Raw genomic sequence first — 15,568 nt, 5'->3', positions numbered from 1 at the left:
TTAAAGGGCATTGAGCAGAGTGGTGAAGATTTCCTGAGCAGACTTGATGATCTGCGAGGATGCCGAATAGTACTGCTGGTACTTGATCAGGTTGCCGGTCTCTTCATCGAGGTCGACCCCCGACAGCGAATCGCGAGAATCACGGGCCTGGGTCAGGATCGCACCGGTGGCGGTGGCATCCATTTGCCCCTGCTTGGTCTTGGCGCCGACCGACGACACCAGGCCACCGTAAGCATCACTCAAGCTGGCGCCGGGGTCAGTGGCCGTCGCGCCAACCGTGGCCTTGGTTTGCAGACCCAGCAGTGCCTGGGCATTGCGATTGTCCGTGCTGCCGGCCGCGGTCATGGCGATATTAAAACTGTCGCCCTTGGCCGGGCTTCCGCTGACGGTCATCGCAACGCCAAACGTCTTCGCGGCACCGGAACCGTCGGTATAGGGCACCTGGATATTCAGGTCATTGTTCTGGCCGGGGACGATATTGCCAGTCCCGAGACTGGTCCCCTTAGCATCAAATACTTCATAGGCTGTGCCGCTGGTCATGAGCAGGCGAATCGGCATGGCGGCCTTCACCGCACCCTGCACTTCCTGGCTCTGCACCGGATCGTAGATGTCCAAGCTGGTGCTCAGCTTGGGCTGGCTGACTGTTCCAGTACCGTCATTACCTTGGGCATTGGTGGACGTCAGTGGAGCTGCCGTGGCCAGGCGCTTGATGTCGGTCATGACGGTGGTCAGATCGGCCGCTGCGCCTCGGGTAGGGGTGATCTTGAACGTATCGCCTGCACTCACCGGAGCACCGTTGAGGCTCAAACTGAAGCCGTCAATCACCGGGGCCGGAGTCGCCCCGAGGGTGAAAGTGCCCATTTCGGAGTTATCCGAGAGGCGCCGCACGCTGTAGCCTGTAGCGCTGGTGAACGTAACCTGATAATCACTTGCCGCCAGCTTGCTCGTGTCTTTGATCGTCACATCCAGATTACCGGACGCCGAGTTGTTACTGGCATTGGCGATGCTGCGCTGAGCGATAGCAACTGCACTGTTGATGTCATTGAACAACGACGAGCCAAAGTTACCGCTCTGATCCAGGCCCTGCCCCAACTGTTTGTTGACCTGATCAGCAACCACCATGGCAATCCGCCCAAGGCCATTGATTGCTGGTGTCAGCACGTCGTCACGGTAACGCAGCAAACCACCCATCTCGCCGCCGCTGACCAACTTGGTGATATCGATCGAAGCGGAGCCCGTCTCCATGATGATCGACGATCGGGTCGGGTCAGCCTTGTCCGACTGTACGCGCAAGATATTGACACTATTGCCCAGCACCAGGGACTGCCCATTGCCCAGAGAGACGTCGAGGCTGCCGTTGTTTTCGCTGACCTGAACGCCAATCAACTCGGAGAGCTGGCGCACGGTCTCGTTGCGCTGGTCGAGCAATTCGTTGGGCGTGCCGCCCGAAGTACCGACTTCACTGATTTTCTTGTTGTAAGACGCAACAGTGGCCGCGAGCTTGTTGACCTGATCGGCCATCGACCCCAACTGATCATTGATATACGAGCCTTGCTGGTTCAACTGCTGCGAAATCGAATTGAAGCGGCTGCTCAGGCCCTGCGCATTAGTCAACAGCGCCTGCCGCGCAGCGGTGTCGTTGGCACTGCCGGACAGCGTTTGCAAAGAAGCGAAAAACGACTGCAGCGTCTTGGTAATTCCGGTGCCACTGTCGGACAACAGTTTGTCCACTTGGGTGGCCTGGCCAAGGTAAGCCTGGGCATCACTGTTCAGGGAAGTGGTGGTCTGGAGCTGGGAGTCGAGGTAGCTGTTATACACCCGGCGCACGTCAGAAAGCGTCGTACCGGTGCCAATGAAGACGTTGCCGTACTGATTGGAGCCCTTGGTGCTCTGCACAGTTTGCTGGCGTGAGTACCCGACGGTGTCGACGTTGGCGATGTTGTTGCCAGTCGTCAGCAAAGAAGCATGACCTGCGGCCAGCCCCGACATCCCGATATTGAGCAAACTCATGGTTCAGACCTTATACCTTGTGCCTATAAAGGCGTAGTGGAAACGCCCGCCGCAGCGTAGTTCTGATAACTCGTCATCTGCCTGGCTATTTGCGAAATCTTGCTGGCGTAGTTCGGGTCGGTTGCGTAGCCGGCCTTCTGCAACTCGCGTACAAATTGTTCGGGGTTATCGGCAGACTTCACGACATCTTGATAGCGATTGTTGGATTGCAGCAGCGTCACGAGGTCGTGGAAGCTGTCTTTGTAGGAGTCGTAGGAACGGAACTGCGCCGTCTCCTTGACCATCTCGCCGTTTCTGAATTCGCTGGTGATGGCCCGGGCTGAATCGCCCTTCCAGTTGCTGCTGGCCTTGATGCCGAACAGGTTGTGGCTGCTGCTGCCATCCTGGGCGCGCATGACCGACTTGCCCCAGCCGGTTTCGAGGGCGGCCTGGGCCACCAGGTAGCGCGGATCGACGCCGATGCGGTCGGCGGCTTCCTTGGCCATGGGCAGCATGGCGTTGACGAATTCGTCGGCGGAGCTGAAGGCTTTCTTTGGCGGTGCCAGCGGGATCTGCGCCATGGCCCGGCCGTAGACCTGCAGGCGACCGCTGGCCGGCGCTTCGGTTTGGGCGGTCAGCCAGTCGCCGTTGTACAGCGAGCCGGAACCGGTCGGGCTGATCGTGGGCACGTCGATTTTGTTGAGTGCGGTTGCAGCTGTCGTCGCTGTCACAGCCGGGGTCGCGGCCGATGGCACCAGGCCGGCGAGCAGGCGGTCCGCGAGTTTCGGCGGCAACGCCAGGCGGCGCTGGTTGATCAGCGCCATGTCATTGCGATGCGCGCCCTCGCCTGGTGCCTGCGGTGCATGGATCGAACGCGAGGCCCACAACGGGCGCTGGCCATTGAGACGCGACAAGGGTCCGTTGGTGGCAACCGTACCGGCGGCAATCGGCGTTTCCACGGCGGCTTTGGCCTCGGCTTGCTTGGCGGCGGACGCTGCCGCCGCTTCACCCGGGGCCATGGGTTTGTTCTTTGACATCTGGCGCATCAACACATCGGCCAGGCCGATACCGCCGCCTTCGCGGGACATGGAAACGGCCAGCTGCTGGTCGTACATTTCCTGGTACTGCTTGGCTTCGGCGGTGTTGAGCGGGTTGTCCTGGCCCAGCGCGTTGGTGGCCGAGCGCATGGACTTGAGCATCTCACCGAGGAACAGCGACTCGAACTCCTGCGCCACTTTGCGCATGTTCGCGTCGCTGTTCTTGTCGCCGACCTTGAGCTGGTTGAGGCGATTCAAGTCCGAGTAGGACCCCGAATCGCTGCTGCTGACCAGACCGCTCTTGTACATATCCATGGGCGCAGTCCTCAGATCACGATCAGGTCGGCTTGCAGTGCGCCGGCCTGTTTCAGTGCTTCGAGAATGGCCATCAAGTCACCCGGCGCGGCGCCGACCTGGTTCACCGCTCGCACGATTTCGTCGAGGGTGGTGCCCGGGCCGAACTTGAACATCGGCTTGGCTTCCTGCTGGGCGTTGACCCGCGAGCGTGGCACCACGGCCGTCTGGCCATTGGACAGCGGGCCCGGCTGGCTGACGATCGGGTCTTCGGTGATGGTCACGGTCAGGCTGCCGTGGGTCACGGCGGCCGGGGACACTTTCACGTTCTGGCCGATCACGATGGTGCCGGTACGCGAGTTGATGATGACTTTGGCCACTGCCTGGCCCGGATCGACTTCCAGGTTCTCGATGATCGACAGGTAGTCCACGCGCTGGCTCGGGTCCAGTGGCGCACTGACGCGGATCGAGCCGCCGTCGATGGCCTGGGCCACGCCCGGGCCGAGCATGTTGTTGATCTTGTCGACGATGCGCTTGGCGGTGGTGAAGTCCGAACGGTTGAGGTTCAGGGTCAGGCTGTTGCCCTGGTTGAAACCACTTGGCACCGCCCGCTCGACCGATGCACCACCGGGGATGCGCCCCGCCGACGGGACGTTGACGGTGATCTTCGAACCGTCTCGACCCTCGGCATCAAAGCCGCCGACCACCAGGTTGCCCTGGGCGATCGCGTAGACGTTACCGTCAATACCCTTGAGCGGCGTCAGCAGCAAGGTACCGCCGCGCAGGCTCTTGGAGTTGCCGATGGACGCTACGGTGATGTCAATCTGCTGACCCGGCTTGGCGAACGCCGGCAAGTCGGCGCTGATCGACACCGCCGCGACGTTTTTCAACTGCACGTTGCCCGAACCCGGCGGCACCTTGATGCCGAACTGCGAGAGCATGTTGTTGAAAGTCTGCAGGGTGAACGGGGTCTGCGTCGTCTGGTCGCCGGTGCCGCTAAGCCCGACCACCAGGCCGTAGCCGATCAGTTGGTTGGAACGCACGCCAGAAATACTGGCGATGTCCTTGAGCCGCTCGGCTTGCGCGCTAAACGCAGCCGAGAGCATCAGGGCGGCCACCATCAGGCGTTTGAAGTTCAACATGCTCAACTTGATAGCCACCTAGAAAGGAAACAGCGGGCTGAGGAAGAAACGGTCGAACCAGCCTGGCTGACTCGCATCGGCAAAGGCACCGGTGCCCGAGTAGGTAATACGTGCATCGGCCACCCGGGTCGACGACACGGTGTTGTCCGTGGCGATGTCATCGGCGCGGACCATGCCGGCAATGCGCACCAGCTCATCGCCGGTGTTGAGGGTCAGCCACTTCTCGCCGCGCACGGCGATGATGCCGTTGGGCAATACGTCGGCGACGGTCACGGTGATCGAGCCGGTCAGGCTGTTGCTCTGCCCGGACTTGCTGTCGCCCTTGGTCGCACGGTCGGCACTGTAGCCGGCGTTGAGGCTCAGGTCGCCGCCACCAATTGGATTATTAGTGGTGAGGCTGGAGCCGAACAACGAGGTCAGGCCGACGCTGGTGTCGCTGTTCTTGCCGATCTGCGAGTTGGCGTTCTTGCTGGCCTGGGTGCGCTCGTTCAGCGTGATGGTGATGATGTCACCGACGCGGAACGCCTTGCGGTCGCTGTACAGGTTCTGTTCGAAGCCGGCCTGGTAGATCGAGCCATTGTTGGCGGCAGCCGGCAGCGGTGTGCGCGGCAACACCGGGGCGTAGTAAGGGTCATTGGGCCGCGGCGCAGGCGCGACACAGCCGGCGAGCGCGGTGATGCCACTCAGTGCCAGAACAGATACGAAGCGATTCATGACCCTACCTCACGGTGTTACAGGCGACCGCGTGGCCGCCCCATATTCTTGATTACAGATTCTGCGTTACGAACGAGAGCATCTGGTCGGCGGTGGAGATCACCTTGGAGTTCATCTCGTAGGCGCGCTGGGTGGTGATCATGTTGACCATCTCCTCAACGGTGCTGACGTTGGAGGTTTCCAGGGTGTTCTGCAGCGTGGTGCCGAAACCGGCGAGGCCCGGGGTGCCAACCTGTGGCGCGCCGCTGGCGGCGGTTTCCAGGAACAGGTTGTTGCCCACGGCTTGCAGGCCGGCCGGGTTGATGAAGTCGGCGGTCTGCAGGTTGCCGATCACCTGGGACGCGGCGTTGCCGGGAACGGTGACCGACACCGTACCGTCGCGGCCGACCGTGAAGGTCTGGGCGTCGTTCGGGATGACAATGGCCGGCTCCAGGGCGAAGCCGCTGGCATTGACGATCTGGCCATTGGAGTCCAGGTGGAAAGTACCGTCACGGGTGTAGGACGTGGTGCCGTCCGGCTGCAGGATCTGGAAGAAACCGCGACCGTCGATGGCCATGTCCAGCGGCTGCTCGGTGGTTTGCAGGCTGCCGGCGGTGAAGTTTTTCTGGGTGCCGACGATGCGCACACCAGTACCCACTTGCAGACCCGACGGCAATTCGCTGTCCTGGGTCGACTGGGCGCCAGGCTGACGCTTGATCTGATACAGCAGGTCCTGGAACTCGGCGCGATCACGTTTGAAACCCGTGGTCGACACGTTCGCCAGGTTGTTGGAAATGGTGGTCAGGTTGGTGTCCTGGGCGGACAGACCGGTTTTGGCAACCCATAGAGCCGGAAGCATTCGATTCTCCTCGTGCGCCTGTTTTACGGCGCGACGTTCTGGTAATTAGCTGATCTGCAAGACCCGAGCCATGGCCTGGTCGTCTTCTTTGGCGGTGTTCATCATCTTGATGTGCAATTCGAACTGCTTGGCCAGGGCCAGCACCGAGGTCATTTCTTCCACGGCATTGACGTTGCTCGATTCGAGGAAACCGGACACCAGCTTGACGTTGGCATCCGCCTGCGCCGGCTGGCCGTCCTTGGTGTGGATCGAACCGTCCAGGCCTTTGGTCATGTTCCGCAAGTCAGGGTTGACCAGCTTGATGCGGTCGACTTCGGCCATCACGCGCGGGCCTTCGCCCATCGCCCGAATACTGATGGTGCCATCCTCGCCCACTTCGATCTGTTGCTCGGGCGGCACGGCAATCGGCCCGCCATTGCCCATCACCGGCATACCGTTGCCGGCGCGCAATACGCCCAGGGCATCGACGTTGAGGCTGCCGGTGCGCACATAGCTTTCACCGCCATCGGGGTTCTGCACGGCAATCCAGCCATTGCCCTGTACGGCAACGTCGAGGTCGCGGCCGGTTTCCACCAGCGAACCTGCAGAAAAGTCGGTGGCCGGACGCTCGGACATGGCAAACGCACGCGCCGGAAAGCTGTCACCAAACACCGGCATCGAGCGCGCCTGCTCCAGGTCTTTCTGGAAACCGTTGGTGGAGATGTTCGCGAGGTTGTTCGCATGAGCCTTCTGCGCCAGTGCATTCTGGCTGGCGCCGGTCATAGCTACATAAAGGTACTTATCCACACTCTTTCCTCTGCATGCCGGACGTTTGCCGCCCACCGCTGTTCTGCTGAGCCATAAGCAATTTGCAGACCAACTATTTTCTGGCGGCGCTGGGCCCGGCAAACAGGGGGCTTGAGGAGTTTGGAGAAAGGTGAAGGAATGGGGAGAAGTCGAAAAACCGGCGGTGTTGTGCCGCTTCGCGGCAATAGAGCGAAAGATCGCAGCCTCGTTTCACTCGGCAGCTCCTACAGGGATCGGGAATTCATGTAGGAGCTGCCGAGTGAAACGAGGCTGCGATCTTTTGACTTTAAGTGCTGCTGTCCTTGCCCACCTCATACTCACGCAGCTTGTTGGCAATGGTGGTATGCGAAACCCCCAGGCGCTTACCCAACTGCCGGCTGCTCGGATGTTCTGAATACAGCCGCTCCAGCACCGCCTTCTCGAAGCGCCCGACAATCTCGTCCAGCCCGCCCTCCAGCGAGAAATCGCCAAGCGGCTGACGCACGCCGTAGTCCGGCAGGCGGATGTGCTCGGCCTTGACGGTGCCGCCTTCGCACAAGGACACCGCCTGGAACAGCACATTCTCCAACTGCCGCACGTTGCCCGGCCAATGGTAATGACTGAGCCGCTCCATCGCCGCCGGCGCCAGTTTCGGCAGCGGGCAACCGATCTGCCGGCTGGCCTGGTCCAGGAAGTGCTCGACCAGGGGCGTCAAGCCGTCCAGGCATTCGCGCAGTGGCGGGATGTGCAATGACAACACGTTCAGGCGGTGGTACAGATCCTGGCGGAACTCCCCGCGAGCGCACAGCTCCGACAGGTCGACCTGGGTCGCACAGATCACCCGCACATCGAGGTACACCTCTTCATCACTGCCTACCCGACGAAAGCATCCGTCCTGCAGGAAGCGCAGCAATTTCACCTGCAAGCGCGGGCTCATTTCACCGACACCATCGAGGAACAGCGTACCGCCGGCAGTCAGCTCCAGCAGCCCGAGCTTGCCTTCGGCCCGGGCGCCTTCGAATGCGCCGGGGCCGTAACCGAACAATTCGGTCTCGGCCATGGACTCCGGCAGCCCCGCACAGTTGAGCGCCATCAACGGCGACTGGCCGCGGGGACTTGCCAGGTGGCAGGCCCGCGCCAGCAATTCCTTGCCGGTCCCCGTTTCGCCTTCTATCAACAACGGTGCGTCCAGGGGCGCCATGCGCCGGGCTTCGCGGACCACGGCGGCCATCACCTTCGAGCTCTGGAAAATGCTGTCGAACCCGCGCAGTTCCTGCTTGCGCACGTTGTAGATGCGTTCGCCTACCCGATCCGCGCGATGCAGCGTCAAGACCGCGCCGGCCATGGCCTCGCTGTCGTCATGCTCCGATTGCAATGGCGCGATGTCGGCCAGGAACACGTCGCCCTTGACCTTGACCCGCAGCCCGTTGATCCGCGACTTGTTGGCACGTACCAGTTCCGGCAGGTCGAAATCCTCGGCGTAACGGGACAACGGGATGCCCGGCACCTCGTCCACCCGCACGCCGAGCAACTGTGCGGCGGCCCGGTTAGCCGCAACGATCGAACCGCCCATATCGATCGACAGCACCGGAAACTCCAGCGCGCCGAGCAGCGCATTGAGCTCCATGTGCCGACGCTCGCTGGGCATCAGCCCTACGCGCTTGACGCCAAACACCCCGGGGATCGATTCGAACTTCGCCCGCAGCGCCTGGAACTGCAGGTTGATCAGGTTCGGGCAGTGCAGGTAGATCGCATTACCGTGCTCACCCCCGACTTCGCCACGCGCGACGTTGATCCCGTACTCCACCAGCAGGTTGAGGATGTCGCGCAGGATGCCGATGCGGTTCTGGCAGTGGACTTTGATACGCATATAAAGGCTCGAAAAGCGGTTAAGGAAATCATGCCGAGTTCGGCCCGCTTCCACAGGGGGTGGCGGTGGCCGCAGGGGCAATTTTTTGTTGCAACGCTTAGATAGTCGTAAAGATTATGTGACACCCAGGGCGCTTTTCAAACCAGAAAACTCAACAGCCACGCCGCAACCGCCATTGCGTAACGAAAACTTTACGAAAAGCGCTGTTTTTTATGCCTTATATCCCGCGCACGGGGCTGCACATCCGAAAATCCTGGGGTATTTGTAAGTCCATAGCTGGACATAACAAGAACGAATTCCCCTAGCAGGAGAGCAGCATGAAGCAGACGCAGTACGTGGCTCGCGAGCCCGATGCGCAAGGTTTTATCGACTACCCCGCCGAAGAACACGCGGTGTGGAACACGCTGATCACTCGCCAACTGAAAGTGATCGAGGGTCGTGCGTGCCAGGAATACCTGGACGGTATCGAAAAACTCGGTCTGCCCCACGACCGCATCCCGCAACTGGGCGAGATCAACAAGGTGCTCGGTGAAACCACCGGCTGGCAGGTGGCCCGGGTGCCGGCGCTGATCCCCTTCCAGACTTTCTTCGAATTGCTCGCCAACAAGCAGTTCCCGGTGGCCACTTTCATTCGCACTCGCGAAGAGCTGGACTACCTGCAAGAGCCGGATATTTTCCACGAGATCTTTGGCCACTGCCCGCTGCTGACCAACCCTTGGTTCGCCGAATTCACCCACACCTACGGCAAGCTTGGCCTGCAGGCGACCAAGGAAGAACGGGTGTACCTGGCGCGCCTGTACTGGATGACCATCGAGTTCGGCCTGGTCGACACGCCCCAGGGCCAACGCATCTACGGCGGCGGCATCCTTTCCTCGCCTAAAGAAACCGTCTACTGCCTGTCCGACGAGCCCGAACACCAAGCCTTCGACCCGCTGGAATGCATGCGCACGCCTTACCGCATCGACATCCTGCAGCCCTTGTACTTCGTGCTGCCCAACCTCAAGCGCCTGTTCGACCTGGCCCACGAGGACATCATGGGCATGGTCAAGCAAGGCATGCAGCTGGGCTTGCACGCACCAAAATTTCCGCCCAAGCCAAAAGCGGCCTGAGCAGATCCCGCTCGCGACTTGCGCGCAAAGATAGTAATTTCCAACAAGAATCGAATTCAGGAATACACCATGAACGCTCTGAACCAAGCCCACTGCGAAGCCTGCCAAGCCGGCGCACCTCAGGTCAGCGACGAAGAACTGCCGGTATTGCTCAAGCAGATCCCGGACTGGAACATCGAAGTTCGCGACAGCATCATGCAGCTGGAAAAAGTCTTCCTGTTCAAGAATTTCAAGCATGCGCTGGCGTTCACCAACGCGGTCGGTGAAATCTCCGAGGCCGAGGGGCACCACCCGGGCCTGCTCACCGAGTGGGGCAAAGTCACCGTGACCTGGTGGAGCCACTCCATCAAGGGCCTGCACCGCAACGACTTCATCATGGCCGCGCGCACAGACGAAGTGGCCAAGGACGCCGAGGGCCGCAAATAATGCATTTCGACTCGATCGGCCGGGTACCTGGCGATCCGATCCTGGGGTTGATGGAGGCGTATGCGCAGGATCCCAACCCGCGCAAATTCGACCTCGGGGTGGGCGTCTATAAAGACGCCCACGGCCTGACGCCAATCCCGCAAGCGGTGAAACTCGCCGAGGCGCGACTGGTTGACAAGCAATCCACCAAGACCTACATCGGTGGTCATGGCGAGCCGGCGTTTGGCAAGGTGATCAACGAGCTGGTGCTGGGGGCCGACTCCCCGTTGATCGCCGGGCAGCGCGCGGGGGCCACGCAGACCCCAGGCGGCACCGGCGCATTGCGCCTCAGCGCAGACTTCATTGCCCAGTGCCTGCCGGGCCGTGGCGTGTGGCTGAGCAACCCGACCTGGCCGATCCATGAAACGATTTTCGCGGCAGCCGGTGTCAAGGTCAGCCATTACCCGTACGTGGGCAGCGATAACCGTCTAGACGTCGAGGCCATGCTGGCGGTACTGCGTGAAGTGCCCAAGGGCGACGTAGTGCTGTTGCACGCCTGCTGCCACAACCCGACCGGTTTTGATCTGTCCCATGACGACTGGCGTCGGGTGCTGGACATCGTGCGCAGCCGCGACCTGCTGCCGCTGATCGACTTCGCCTACCAGGGTTTTGGCGATGGCCTGGAGCAGGATGCCTGGTCCACCCGACTGTTCGCCGCCGAGTTGCCGGAAGTGCTGATCACCAGTTCCTGCTCGAAGAACTTCGGGCTGTACCGCGATCGCACCGGCGCGCTGATTGTCTGCGCCAAGAGCGCTGACAAGCTGGTGGACATACGCAGCCAACTGGCCAACATTGCCCGCAACCTGTGGTCGACGCCGCCGGATCATGGCGCTGCAGTGGTGGCGACCATCCTTGGCGACCCTGAGCTGAAAAGCTTATGGGCCGACGAAGTGGAAGCCATGCGCCTGCGCATTGCGCAGTTACGCAGCGGTTTGGTCGAGGCGCTTGAGCCCCACGGTTTGCGCGAGCGTTTTGCCCACATCGGCGTTCAGCGCGGAATGTTCTCCTATACGGGCCTGTCGCCGGAGCAGGTGAAGAATCTGCGTGACCACCACAGCGTGTACATGGTCGGCACCGGCCGGGCAAACGTGGCCGGCATCGACGCAACACGCCTGGACCTGCTGGCCGAGGCCATCGCCGAGGTCTGCAAATAGCCCTGTTTGCAAAATAACCCTGTAGGAGCTGTCGAGCCTGCGAGGCTGCGATCTTTTGATTTTGAAGGGCAACGTCAAAAGATCGCAGCCTCGCAGGCTCGGCAGCTCCAACGCAGCTCCTACGCTGCTCCTGCAGGGAACCATCGAAAGATCGAGCGCCCCCCTGCGGCCATCTGTCGCAGAAATTCCAGATAAAACTCTAATTGTCATTTCTCCTGCTGTATCCTGCCCAGGCTTTGTAAAAGCGCGGATCTACCAGATCTATCAACAGACTTTGCGAGGAGCGCGAAACATGCACGAGATCCCTAATCTCCCCTTCCCAAGCCTGCACGAAACTGAGCAGACAACCACGCAGCAAGCCGGCGCCCAACAGCCCGAGCCGAAAGAAGCATCTGACAGTCGCAAGGCTGACAGCGAAGACTGAGACACCCGCAATGCCAGACCGTGTGGAAAGCGCTAACATGCGCTTTCCACACCGCCTGAACCCTGAGCCCCGCATGAACGACGACTTTACCGAGAACCAGGCCAGCGTCCTGATCGGCACCGCCGAGAAAATGATCGCTATCTGGAATCGCCTCTCCGCCGAAAAACAGGCTGCCCTGCTCGCCCGTTTCGGCACCCAGGAAAACGCCCTGGCCGCCCTGGTCACGACGCAACTGGTTGCCCCGGCCCCGACTGACTCAACCCCGCCCGGTAAATAGTTTTACTTTTTCACGACCTGCGCTCCCTCCCACCGCTATCATAAGCAGCCTATCTATCCTGCTTTGCCGTGGACCTTTACCCATGTCTGAAAACCAGCGCCCCCTGCGGGTAACGCTGCAAGTTGTCTCCATCGTCCTCTTCACCTTCATCGGCTACCTGAACATCGGCATTCCCCTGGCGGTACTGCCGGGCTATGTCCACAGCGACCTGGGCTTTGGTGCCGTGATCGCCGGGCTGGTGATCAGCGTGCAATACCTGGCCACCCTGCTCAGCCGACCCTACGCCGGCAAAATCATCGACAACAAGGGCAGCAAGCTGGCAGTCATGTACGGCCTTGCCGGCTGCGGGTTGAGCGGCGTGTTCATGCTGATTTCAGCCTGGACCCAAAGCCTGCCGATGGTGAGCCTGACCAGCCTGTTGATCGGCCGCCTGGTGCTCGGCAGCGCCGAAAGCCTGGTCGGCTCCGGTTCGATCGGCTGGGGCATCGGCCGGGTCGGTGCGGCGAATACCGCCAAAGTCATCTCCTGGAACGGCATCGCCAGCTACGGCGCACTGGCTGTTGGCGCGCCGCTGGGTGTGCTGCTGGTGAGGGAGTTGGGCTTGTGGAGCATGGGCGTGAGTATCGTGCTGCTGGCGGTGATCGGCCTGGCCCTGGCCTGGCCAAAGACCGCCGCACCGATCCTGGTCGGCGAGCGCTTGCCGTTCATGCACGTGCTTGGGCGAGTGCTGCCTCACGGCTGTGGCCTGGCATTGGGCTCCATCGGGTTTGGCACCATCGCCACCTTCATCACCCTGTATTACGCCACGCAAAACTGGAACAACGCCGTGCTGTGCCTGAGCCTGTTCGGCGCCAGCTTCATTGGCGCGCGCCTGCTGTTCGGCAACCTGATCAACCGCCTCGGGGGCTTTCGCGTGGCGATTGCCTGCCTGTCGGTGGAAACCCTGGGCCTATTGCTGCTGTGGCTGGCACCGGATGCACACTGGGCCCTGGCCGGTGCAGCGCTTAGCGGATTTGGCTTCTCCCTGGTGTTCCCGGCGCTGGGCGTGGAAGCCGTGAACCTGGTGCCGGCTTCGAGCCGCGGGGCTGCAGTGGGGGCTTATTCGTTGTTTATCGACCTGTCACTGGGGATCACCGGGCCATTGGCCGGTGCCATCGCCGCAGGGTTCGGCTTTGCCTCGATCTTCCTGTTCGCCGCGCTTGCCGCCCTTAGCGGTCTGGCCCTGAGCATCTATCTGTACCGCCAGGCGCCGAAGTACCGGGAACAACGGGACGCCCGCTAGAAGTCGACCTTGCCGCGCCCGGCCTTGATGCTGCCGCGTTTGGTCTTGGACTCGAGGCGACGTTTTTTCGAGCCAAGGGTCGGCTTGGTCGGGCGGCGCTTCTTTTCGACCTTGGTGGCGCTCTGGATCAGCTCGACAAGGCGCTCCAACGCATCGGCGCGATTGGCTTCCTGCGTGCGGTACTGTTGCGCCTTGATGATGAGCACGCCATCGCTGGTGATGCGACTGTCGCGCAGCGCCAGCAGCCGCTCCTTGTAGAACTCGGGCAATGAAGACGCCGGGATGTCGAAGCGCAGGTGCATGGCGCTGGAGACCTTGTTGACGTTCTGCCCGCCGGCGCCCTGGGCGCGAATGGCCGTCAGCTCGATCTCGGCATCCGGCAGGTGCACGTTGTTGGAAATCTCCAGCATGGTAAAAGTGTCCGTATTCAGAACACGCAGGATACCGCGAATGCGAACTTCAGAACGCCGAAAATCCCCTGTGAGAGCCAGGCTTGCCCGCGATTGAGGCGCCGCGATTTACAGGTTAGACCGCGTCATCGTTCATCGCGGGCAAGCCTGACTCCCACAGGGGATCTCCACAGGCTTGCTTTCACAGGAGATCTGCGCAGGTTACAAAACAACAAACCCGGCACATGGCCGGGTTTGTTGTTTCTGCGTACCGCGTTACTTCACGGCAGGCTGAAGGGCATGCCGTGCGCTGCGCTTGTTCTTGATGCCATAGCAGATCCACATGAAGGCAAGCCATACAGGGATCGCGTACACCGAGACCTGGATGCCCGGGATCAACAGCATCACGCCAAGGATAAACACCACGAACGCCAGGCAGATGTAGTTGCCGTACGGGTACCACAGCGCCTTGAACAGCGGCGTCTGGCTGGTTTTGTTCATGTGCTGGCGAAATTTGAAGTGCGAGAAGCTGATCATCGCCCAGTTGATCACCAGGGTGGCCACCACCAACGACATCAGCAGCTCAAGCGCGCTGTGAGGAATCAGGTAGTTGAGCAACACCGCGATCAGCGTCACCGCAGCCGAAGCCAGGATCGAGCGCACCGGCACGCCGCGCTTGTCGATCTTCGCCAGGGCTTTCGGGGCATCGCCCTGCTCGGCCATGCCCAGCAGCATGCGGCTGTTGCAGTAGGTGCCGCTGTTGTACACCGACAATGCCGCCGTCAACACCACGAAGTTGAGGATGTGCGCCGCCGTGTTGCTGCCCAGCATCGAGAACACTTGCACGAACGGGCTGCCGCTATAGGAATCGCCGGAGGCGTTCAGGGTTTCCAGCAGGCTGTCCCATGGGGTCAGCGACAGCAGGATGACCAGTGCGCCGATGTAGAAAATCAGGATCCGGTAGATCACCTGGTTGATGGCTTTCGGGATCACGGTTTTCGGCTTGTCTGCTTCTGCTGCGGTGAAGCCCAGCATTTCCAGGCCGCCGAAGGAGAACATGATGATCGCCATGGCCATCACCAGCCCGCTGACACCGTTGGGGAAGAAGCCGCCGTGGGACCACAGGTTGCTCACCGACGCCTGGGGCCCGCCGTTGCCGCTGACCAGCAGGTAGCTGCCCAGGGCAATCATGCCGACGATCGCCACGACCTTGATGATCGCGAACCAGAACTCTGCCTCGCCGAACACCTTGACGTTGGCCAGGTTGATCAGGTTGATCAGGACGAAGAAACCGGCCGCCGAGACCCAGGTAGGGATGTCCGGCGCCCAATAGTGGATGTATTTGCCGACGGCAGTCAGCTCCGACATGCCCACCAGGATGTACAGGATCCAGCAGTTCCAGCCCGACAGGAAGCCGGCGAAACCACCCCAGTATTTGTGCGCAAAGTGGCTGAACGAACCGGCGACCGGCTCTTCGACGATCATTTCGCCAAGCTGGCGCATGATCATGAATGCGATGAAGCCGCAGATGGCGTAGCCGAGGATCATCGACGGGCCGGCGGATTTAAGCACCCCGGCAGAGCCGAGGAACAGTCCGGTACCGATCGCCCCACCGAGGGCGATCAGTTGAATATGGCGATTTTTCAGGCCGCGTTTCAGCTCGCCTGAATGCGAGTTTTGTCCACTCATGAAAAGGGTCTCACGCAAGGTTTGATGATGTTCAGTAGACGTGCTGCTCGGGTTGCGATTTCAAGCAGCGCCGATCAAACCCCAGCGCAAGCACCAGGAGTTCAGCGTATTTACAACGTTCATGCGTCAC

At 61.1% G+C, this 15,568-nt stretch carries 15 protein-coding genes; 6 read left to right on the top strand and 9 right to left on the bottom strand.

Translation table 11 applies throughout. The features are described 5' to 3' along the window. The 7 genes from flgK to EQV97_RS27395 all read right to left on the bottom strand — a co-directional run bounded on the left by flgK (position 1) and on the right by EQV97_RS27395 (position 8,649). Positions 1-2,010 carry a flagellar hook-associated protein FlgK gene (flgK, locus tag EQV97_RS27425; RefSeq protein ID WP_240890445.1) on the bottom strand — a complete coding sequence of 670 codons (2,010 nt, stop codon included), beginning with the start codon at positions 2,008-2,010 and terminating at the stop codon, positions 1-3. Between the two features lie 23 nt (positions 2,011-2,033). After that, on the bottom strand, positions 2,034-3,341 hold the full coding sequence (gene flgJ, locus EQV97_RS27420; RefSeq protein ID WP_240890444.1) for a flagellar assembly peptidoglycan hydrolase FlgJ: 1,308 nt from the start codon (positions 3,339-3,341) through the stop codon (positions 2,034-2,036). An 11-nt stretch (positions 3,342-3,352) separates the two neighbouring features. Beyond that, a complete protein-coding gene (locus EQV97_RS27415) occupies positions 3,353-4,462 on the bottom strand; it encodes a flagellar basal body P-ring protein FlgI (protein ID WP_045058876.1) in 1,110 nt (369 codons plus the stop codon). A gap of 18 nt (positions 4,463-4,480) precedes the next feature. Then, positions 4,481-5,176 (bottom strand): flagellar basal body L-ring protein FlgH, encoded by a 696-nt coding sequence (gene flgH, locus EQV97_RS27410; protein ID WP_122837929.1) that lies wholly within the window; start codon positions 5,174-5,176, stop codon positions 4,481-4,483. Between the two features lie 52 nt (positions 5,177-5,228). Next, positions 5,229-6,014: a flagellar basal-body rod protein FlgG gene (gene flgG, locus EQV97_RS27405; RefSeq protein ID WP_045058874.1), complete on the bottom strand. Its 786-nt coding sequence runs from the start codon at positions 6,012-6,014 to the stop codon at positions 5,229-5,231. 45 nt (positions 6,015-6,059) lie between these two features. Next, complete coding sequence (locus EQV97_RS27400) at positions 6,060-6,800, bottom strand: flagellar basal body rod protein FlgF (protein WP_122837928.1); 741 nt, start codon at positions 6,798-6,800, stop codon at positions 6,060-6,062. 286 nt (positions 6,801-7,086) lie between these two features. Next, a complete protein-coding gene (locus tag EQV97_RS27395; protein WP_045058872.1) occupies positions 7,087-8,649 on the bottom strand; it encodes a sigma-54-dependent phenylalanine hydroxylase transcriptional regulator PhhR in 1,563 nt (520 codons plus the stop codon). A 317-nt stretch (positions 8,650-8,966) separates the two neighbouring features. On the opposite strand from EQV97_RS27395, the gene phhA reads away from it, so the two are divergent. The 6 genes from phhA to EQV97_RS27370 all read left to right on the top strand — a co-directional run bounded on the left by phhA (position 8,967) and on the right by EQV97_RS27370 (position 13,360). Next, positions 8,967-9,758: a phenylalanine 4-monooxygenase gene (gene phhA, locus EQV97_RS27390; protein ID WP_122837927.1), complete on the top strand. Its 792-nt coding sequence runs from the start codon at positions 8,967-8,969 to the stop codon at positions 9,756-9,758. 69 nt (positions 9,759-9,827) lie between these two features. Further along, positions 9,828-10,184, top strand: a complete 357-nt coding sequence (locus tag EQV97_RS27385) for a 4a-hydroxytetrahydrobiopterin dehydratase (protein WP_045058870.1) — start codon at positions 9,828-9,830, stop codon at positions 10,182-10,184. Next, a complete protein-coding gene (locus tag EQV97_RS27380) occupies positions 10,181-11,377 on the top strand; it encodes an amino acid aminotransferase (RefSeq protein ID WP_240890469.1) in 1,197 nt (398 codons plus the stop codon). Before EQV97_RS27385 ends, EQV97_RS27380 begins: the two co-directional genes overlap by 4 nt. Before the next feature lie 292 nt (positions 11,378-11,669). After that, positions 11,670-11,801: a hypothetical protein gene (locus EQV97_RS28945; RefSeq protein ID WP_263868325.1), complete on the top strand. Its 132-nt coding sequence runs from the start codon at positions 11,670-11,672 to the stop codon at positions 11,799-11,801. Positions 11,802-11,874: 73 nt separating this feature from the next. Further along, positions 11,875-12,078, top strand: a complete 204-nt coding sequence (locus tag EQV97_RS27375; protein WP_122837924.1) for a hypothetical protein — start codon at positions 11,875-11,877, stop codon at positions 12,076-12,078. An 82-nt stretch (positions 12,079-12,160) separates the two neighbouring features. Then, positions 12,161-13,360: an MFS transporter gene (locus tag EQV97_RS27370; RefSeq protein WP_122837923.1), complete on the top strand. Its 1,200-nt coding sequence runs from the start codon at positions 12,161-12,163 to the stop codon at positions 13,358-13,360. Here the strand turns inward: EQV97_RS27370 and arfB are convergent. Then, the gene (gene arfB, locus EQV97_RS27365; protein ID WP_045058867.1) at positions 13,357-13,770 is read right to left on the bottom strand and encodes an alternative ribosome rescue aminoacyl-tRNA hydrolase ArfB; all 414 of its coding nucleotides are present in this window, start codon (positions 13,768-13,770) and stop codon (positions 13,357-13,359) included. The two genes, EQV97_RS27370 and arfB, sit on opposite strands and share 4 nt — an antisense overlap. A 255-nt stretch (positions 13,771-14,025) precedes the next feature. Continuing rightward, on the bottom strand, positions 14,026-15,438 hold the full coding sequence (locus tag EQV97_RS27360) for an amino acid permease (protein ID WP_045058866.1): 1,413 nt from the start codon (positions 15,436-15,438) through the stop codon (positions 14,026-14,028). Positions 15,439-15,568 lie beyond the last annotated feature (130 nt).

The sequence above is a fragment of the Pseudomonas sp. TMW22090 genome (genome assembly GCF_022496665.1).
Lineage (GTDB): Bacteria > Pseudomonadota > Gammaproteobacteria > Pseudomonadales > Pseudomonadaceae > Aquipseudomonas > Aquipseudomonas gregormendelii.
The sequence above is the reverse complement of the archived record's forward strand: the minus strand, read 5'-3'. Positions and strand labels throughout refer to the sequence as shown.

Coding starts and splice junctions, on each gene's coding strand:
- flgJ (WP_240890444.1), bottom strand. CDS start 3,341: ATGGATATGTACAAGAGCGGTCTGGTCAGCAGCAGCGATTCGGGGTCC.
- phhA (WP_122837927.1), top strand. CDS start 8,967: ATGAAGCAGACGCAGTACGTGGCTCGCGAGCCCGATGCGCAAGGTTTT.
- flgG (WP_045058874.1), bottom strand. CDS start 6,014: ATGCTTCCGGCTCTATGGGTTGCCAAAACCGGTCTGTCCGCCCAGGAC.
- arfB (WP_045058867.1), bottom strand. CDS start 13,770: ATGCTGGAGATTTCCAACAACGTGCACCTGCCGGATGCCGAGATCGAG.
- EQV97_RS28945 (WP_263868325.1), top strand. CDS start 11,670: ATGCACGAGATCCCTAATCTCCCCTTCCCAAGCCTGCACGAAACTGAG.
- flgH (WP_122837929.1), bottom strand. CDS start 5,176: ATGAATCGCTTCGTATCTGTTCTGGCACTGAGTGGCATCACCGCGCTC.
- EQV97_RS27415 (WP_045058876.1), bottom strand. CDS start 4,462: ATGTTGAACTTCAAACGCCTGATGGTGGCCGCCCTGATGCTCTCGGCT.
- EQV97_RS27385 (WP_045058870.1), top strand. CDS start 9,828: ATGAACGCTCTGAACCAAGCCCACTGCGAAGCCTGCCAAGCCGGCGCA.
- flgK (WP_240890445.1), bottom strand. CDS start 2,010: ATGAGTTTGCTCAATATCGGGATGTCGGGGCTGGCCGCAGGTCATGCT.
- EQV97_RS27375 (WP_122837924.1), top strand. CDS start 11,875: ATGAACGACGACTTTACCGAGAACCAGGCCAGCGTCCTGATCGGCACC.
- EQV97_RS27360 (WP_045058866.1), bottom strand. CDS start 15,438: ATGAGTGGACAAAACTCGCATTCAGGCGAGCTGAAACGCGGCCTGAAA.
- EQV97_RS27370 (WP_122837923.1), top strand. CDS start 12,161: ATGTCTGAAAACCAGCGCCCCCTGCGGGTAACGCTGCAAGTTGTCTCC.
- EQV97_RS27395 (WP_045058872.1), bottom strand. CDS start 8,649: ATGCGTATCAAAGTCCACTGCCAGAACCGCATCGGCATCCTGCGCGAC.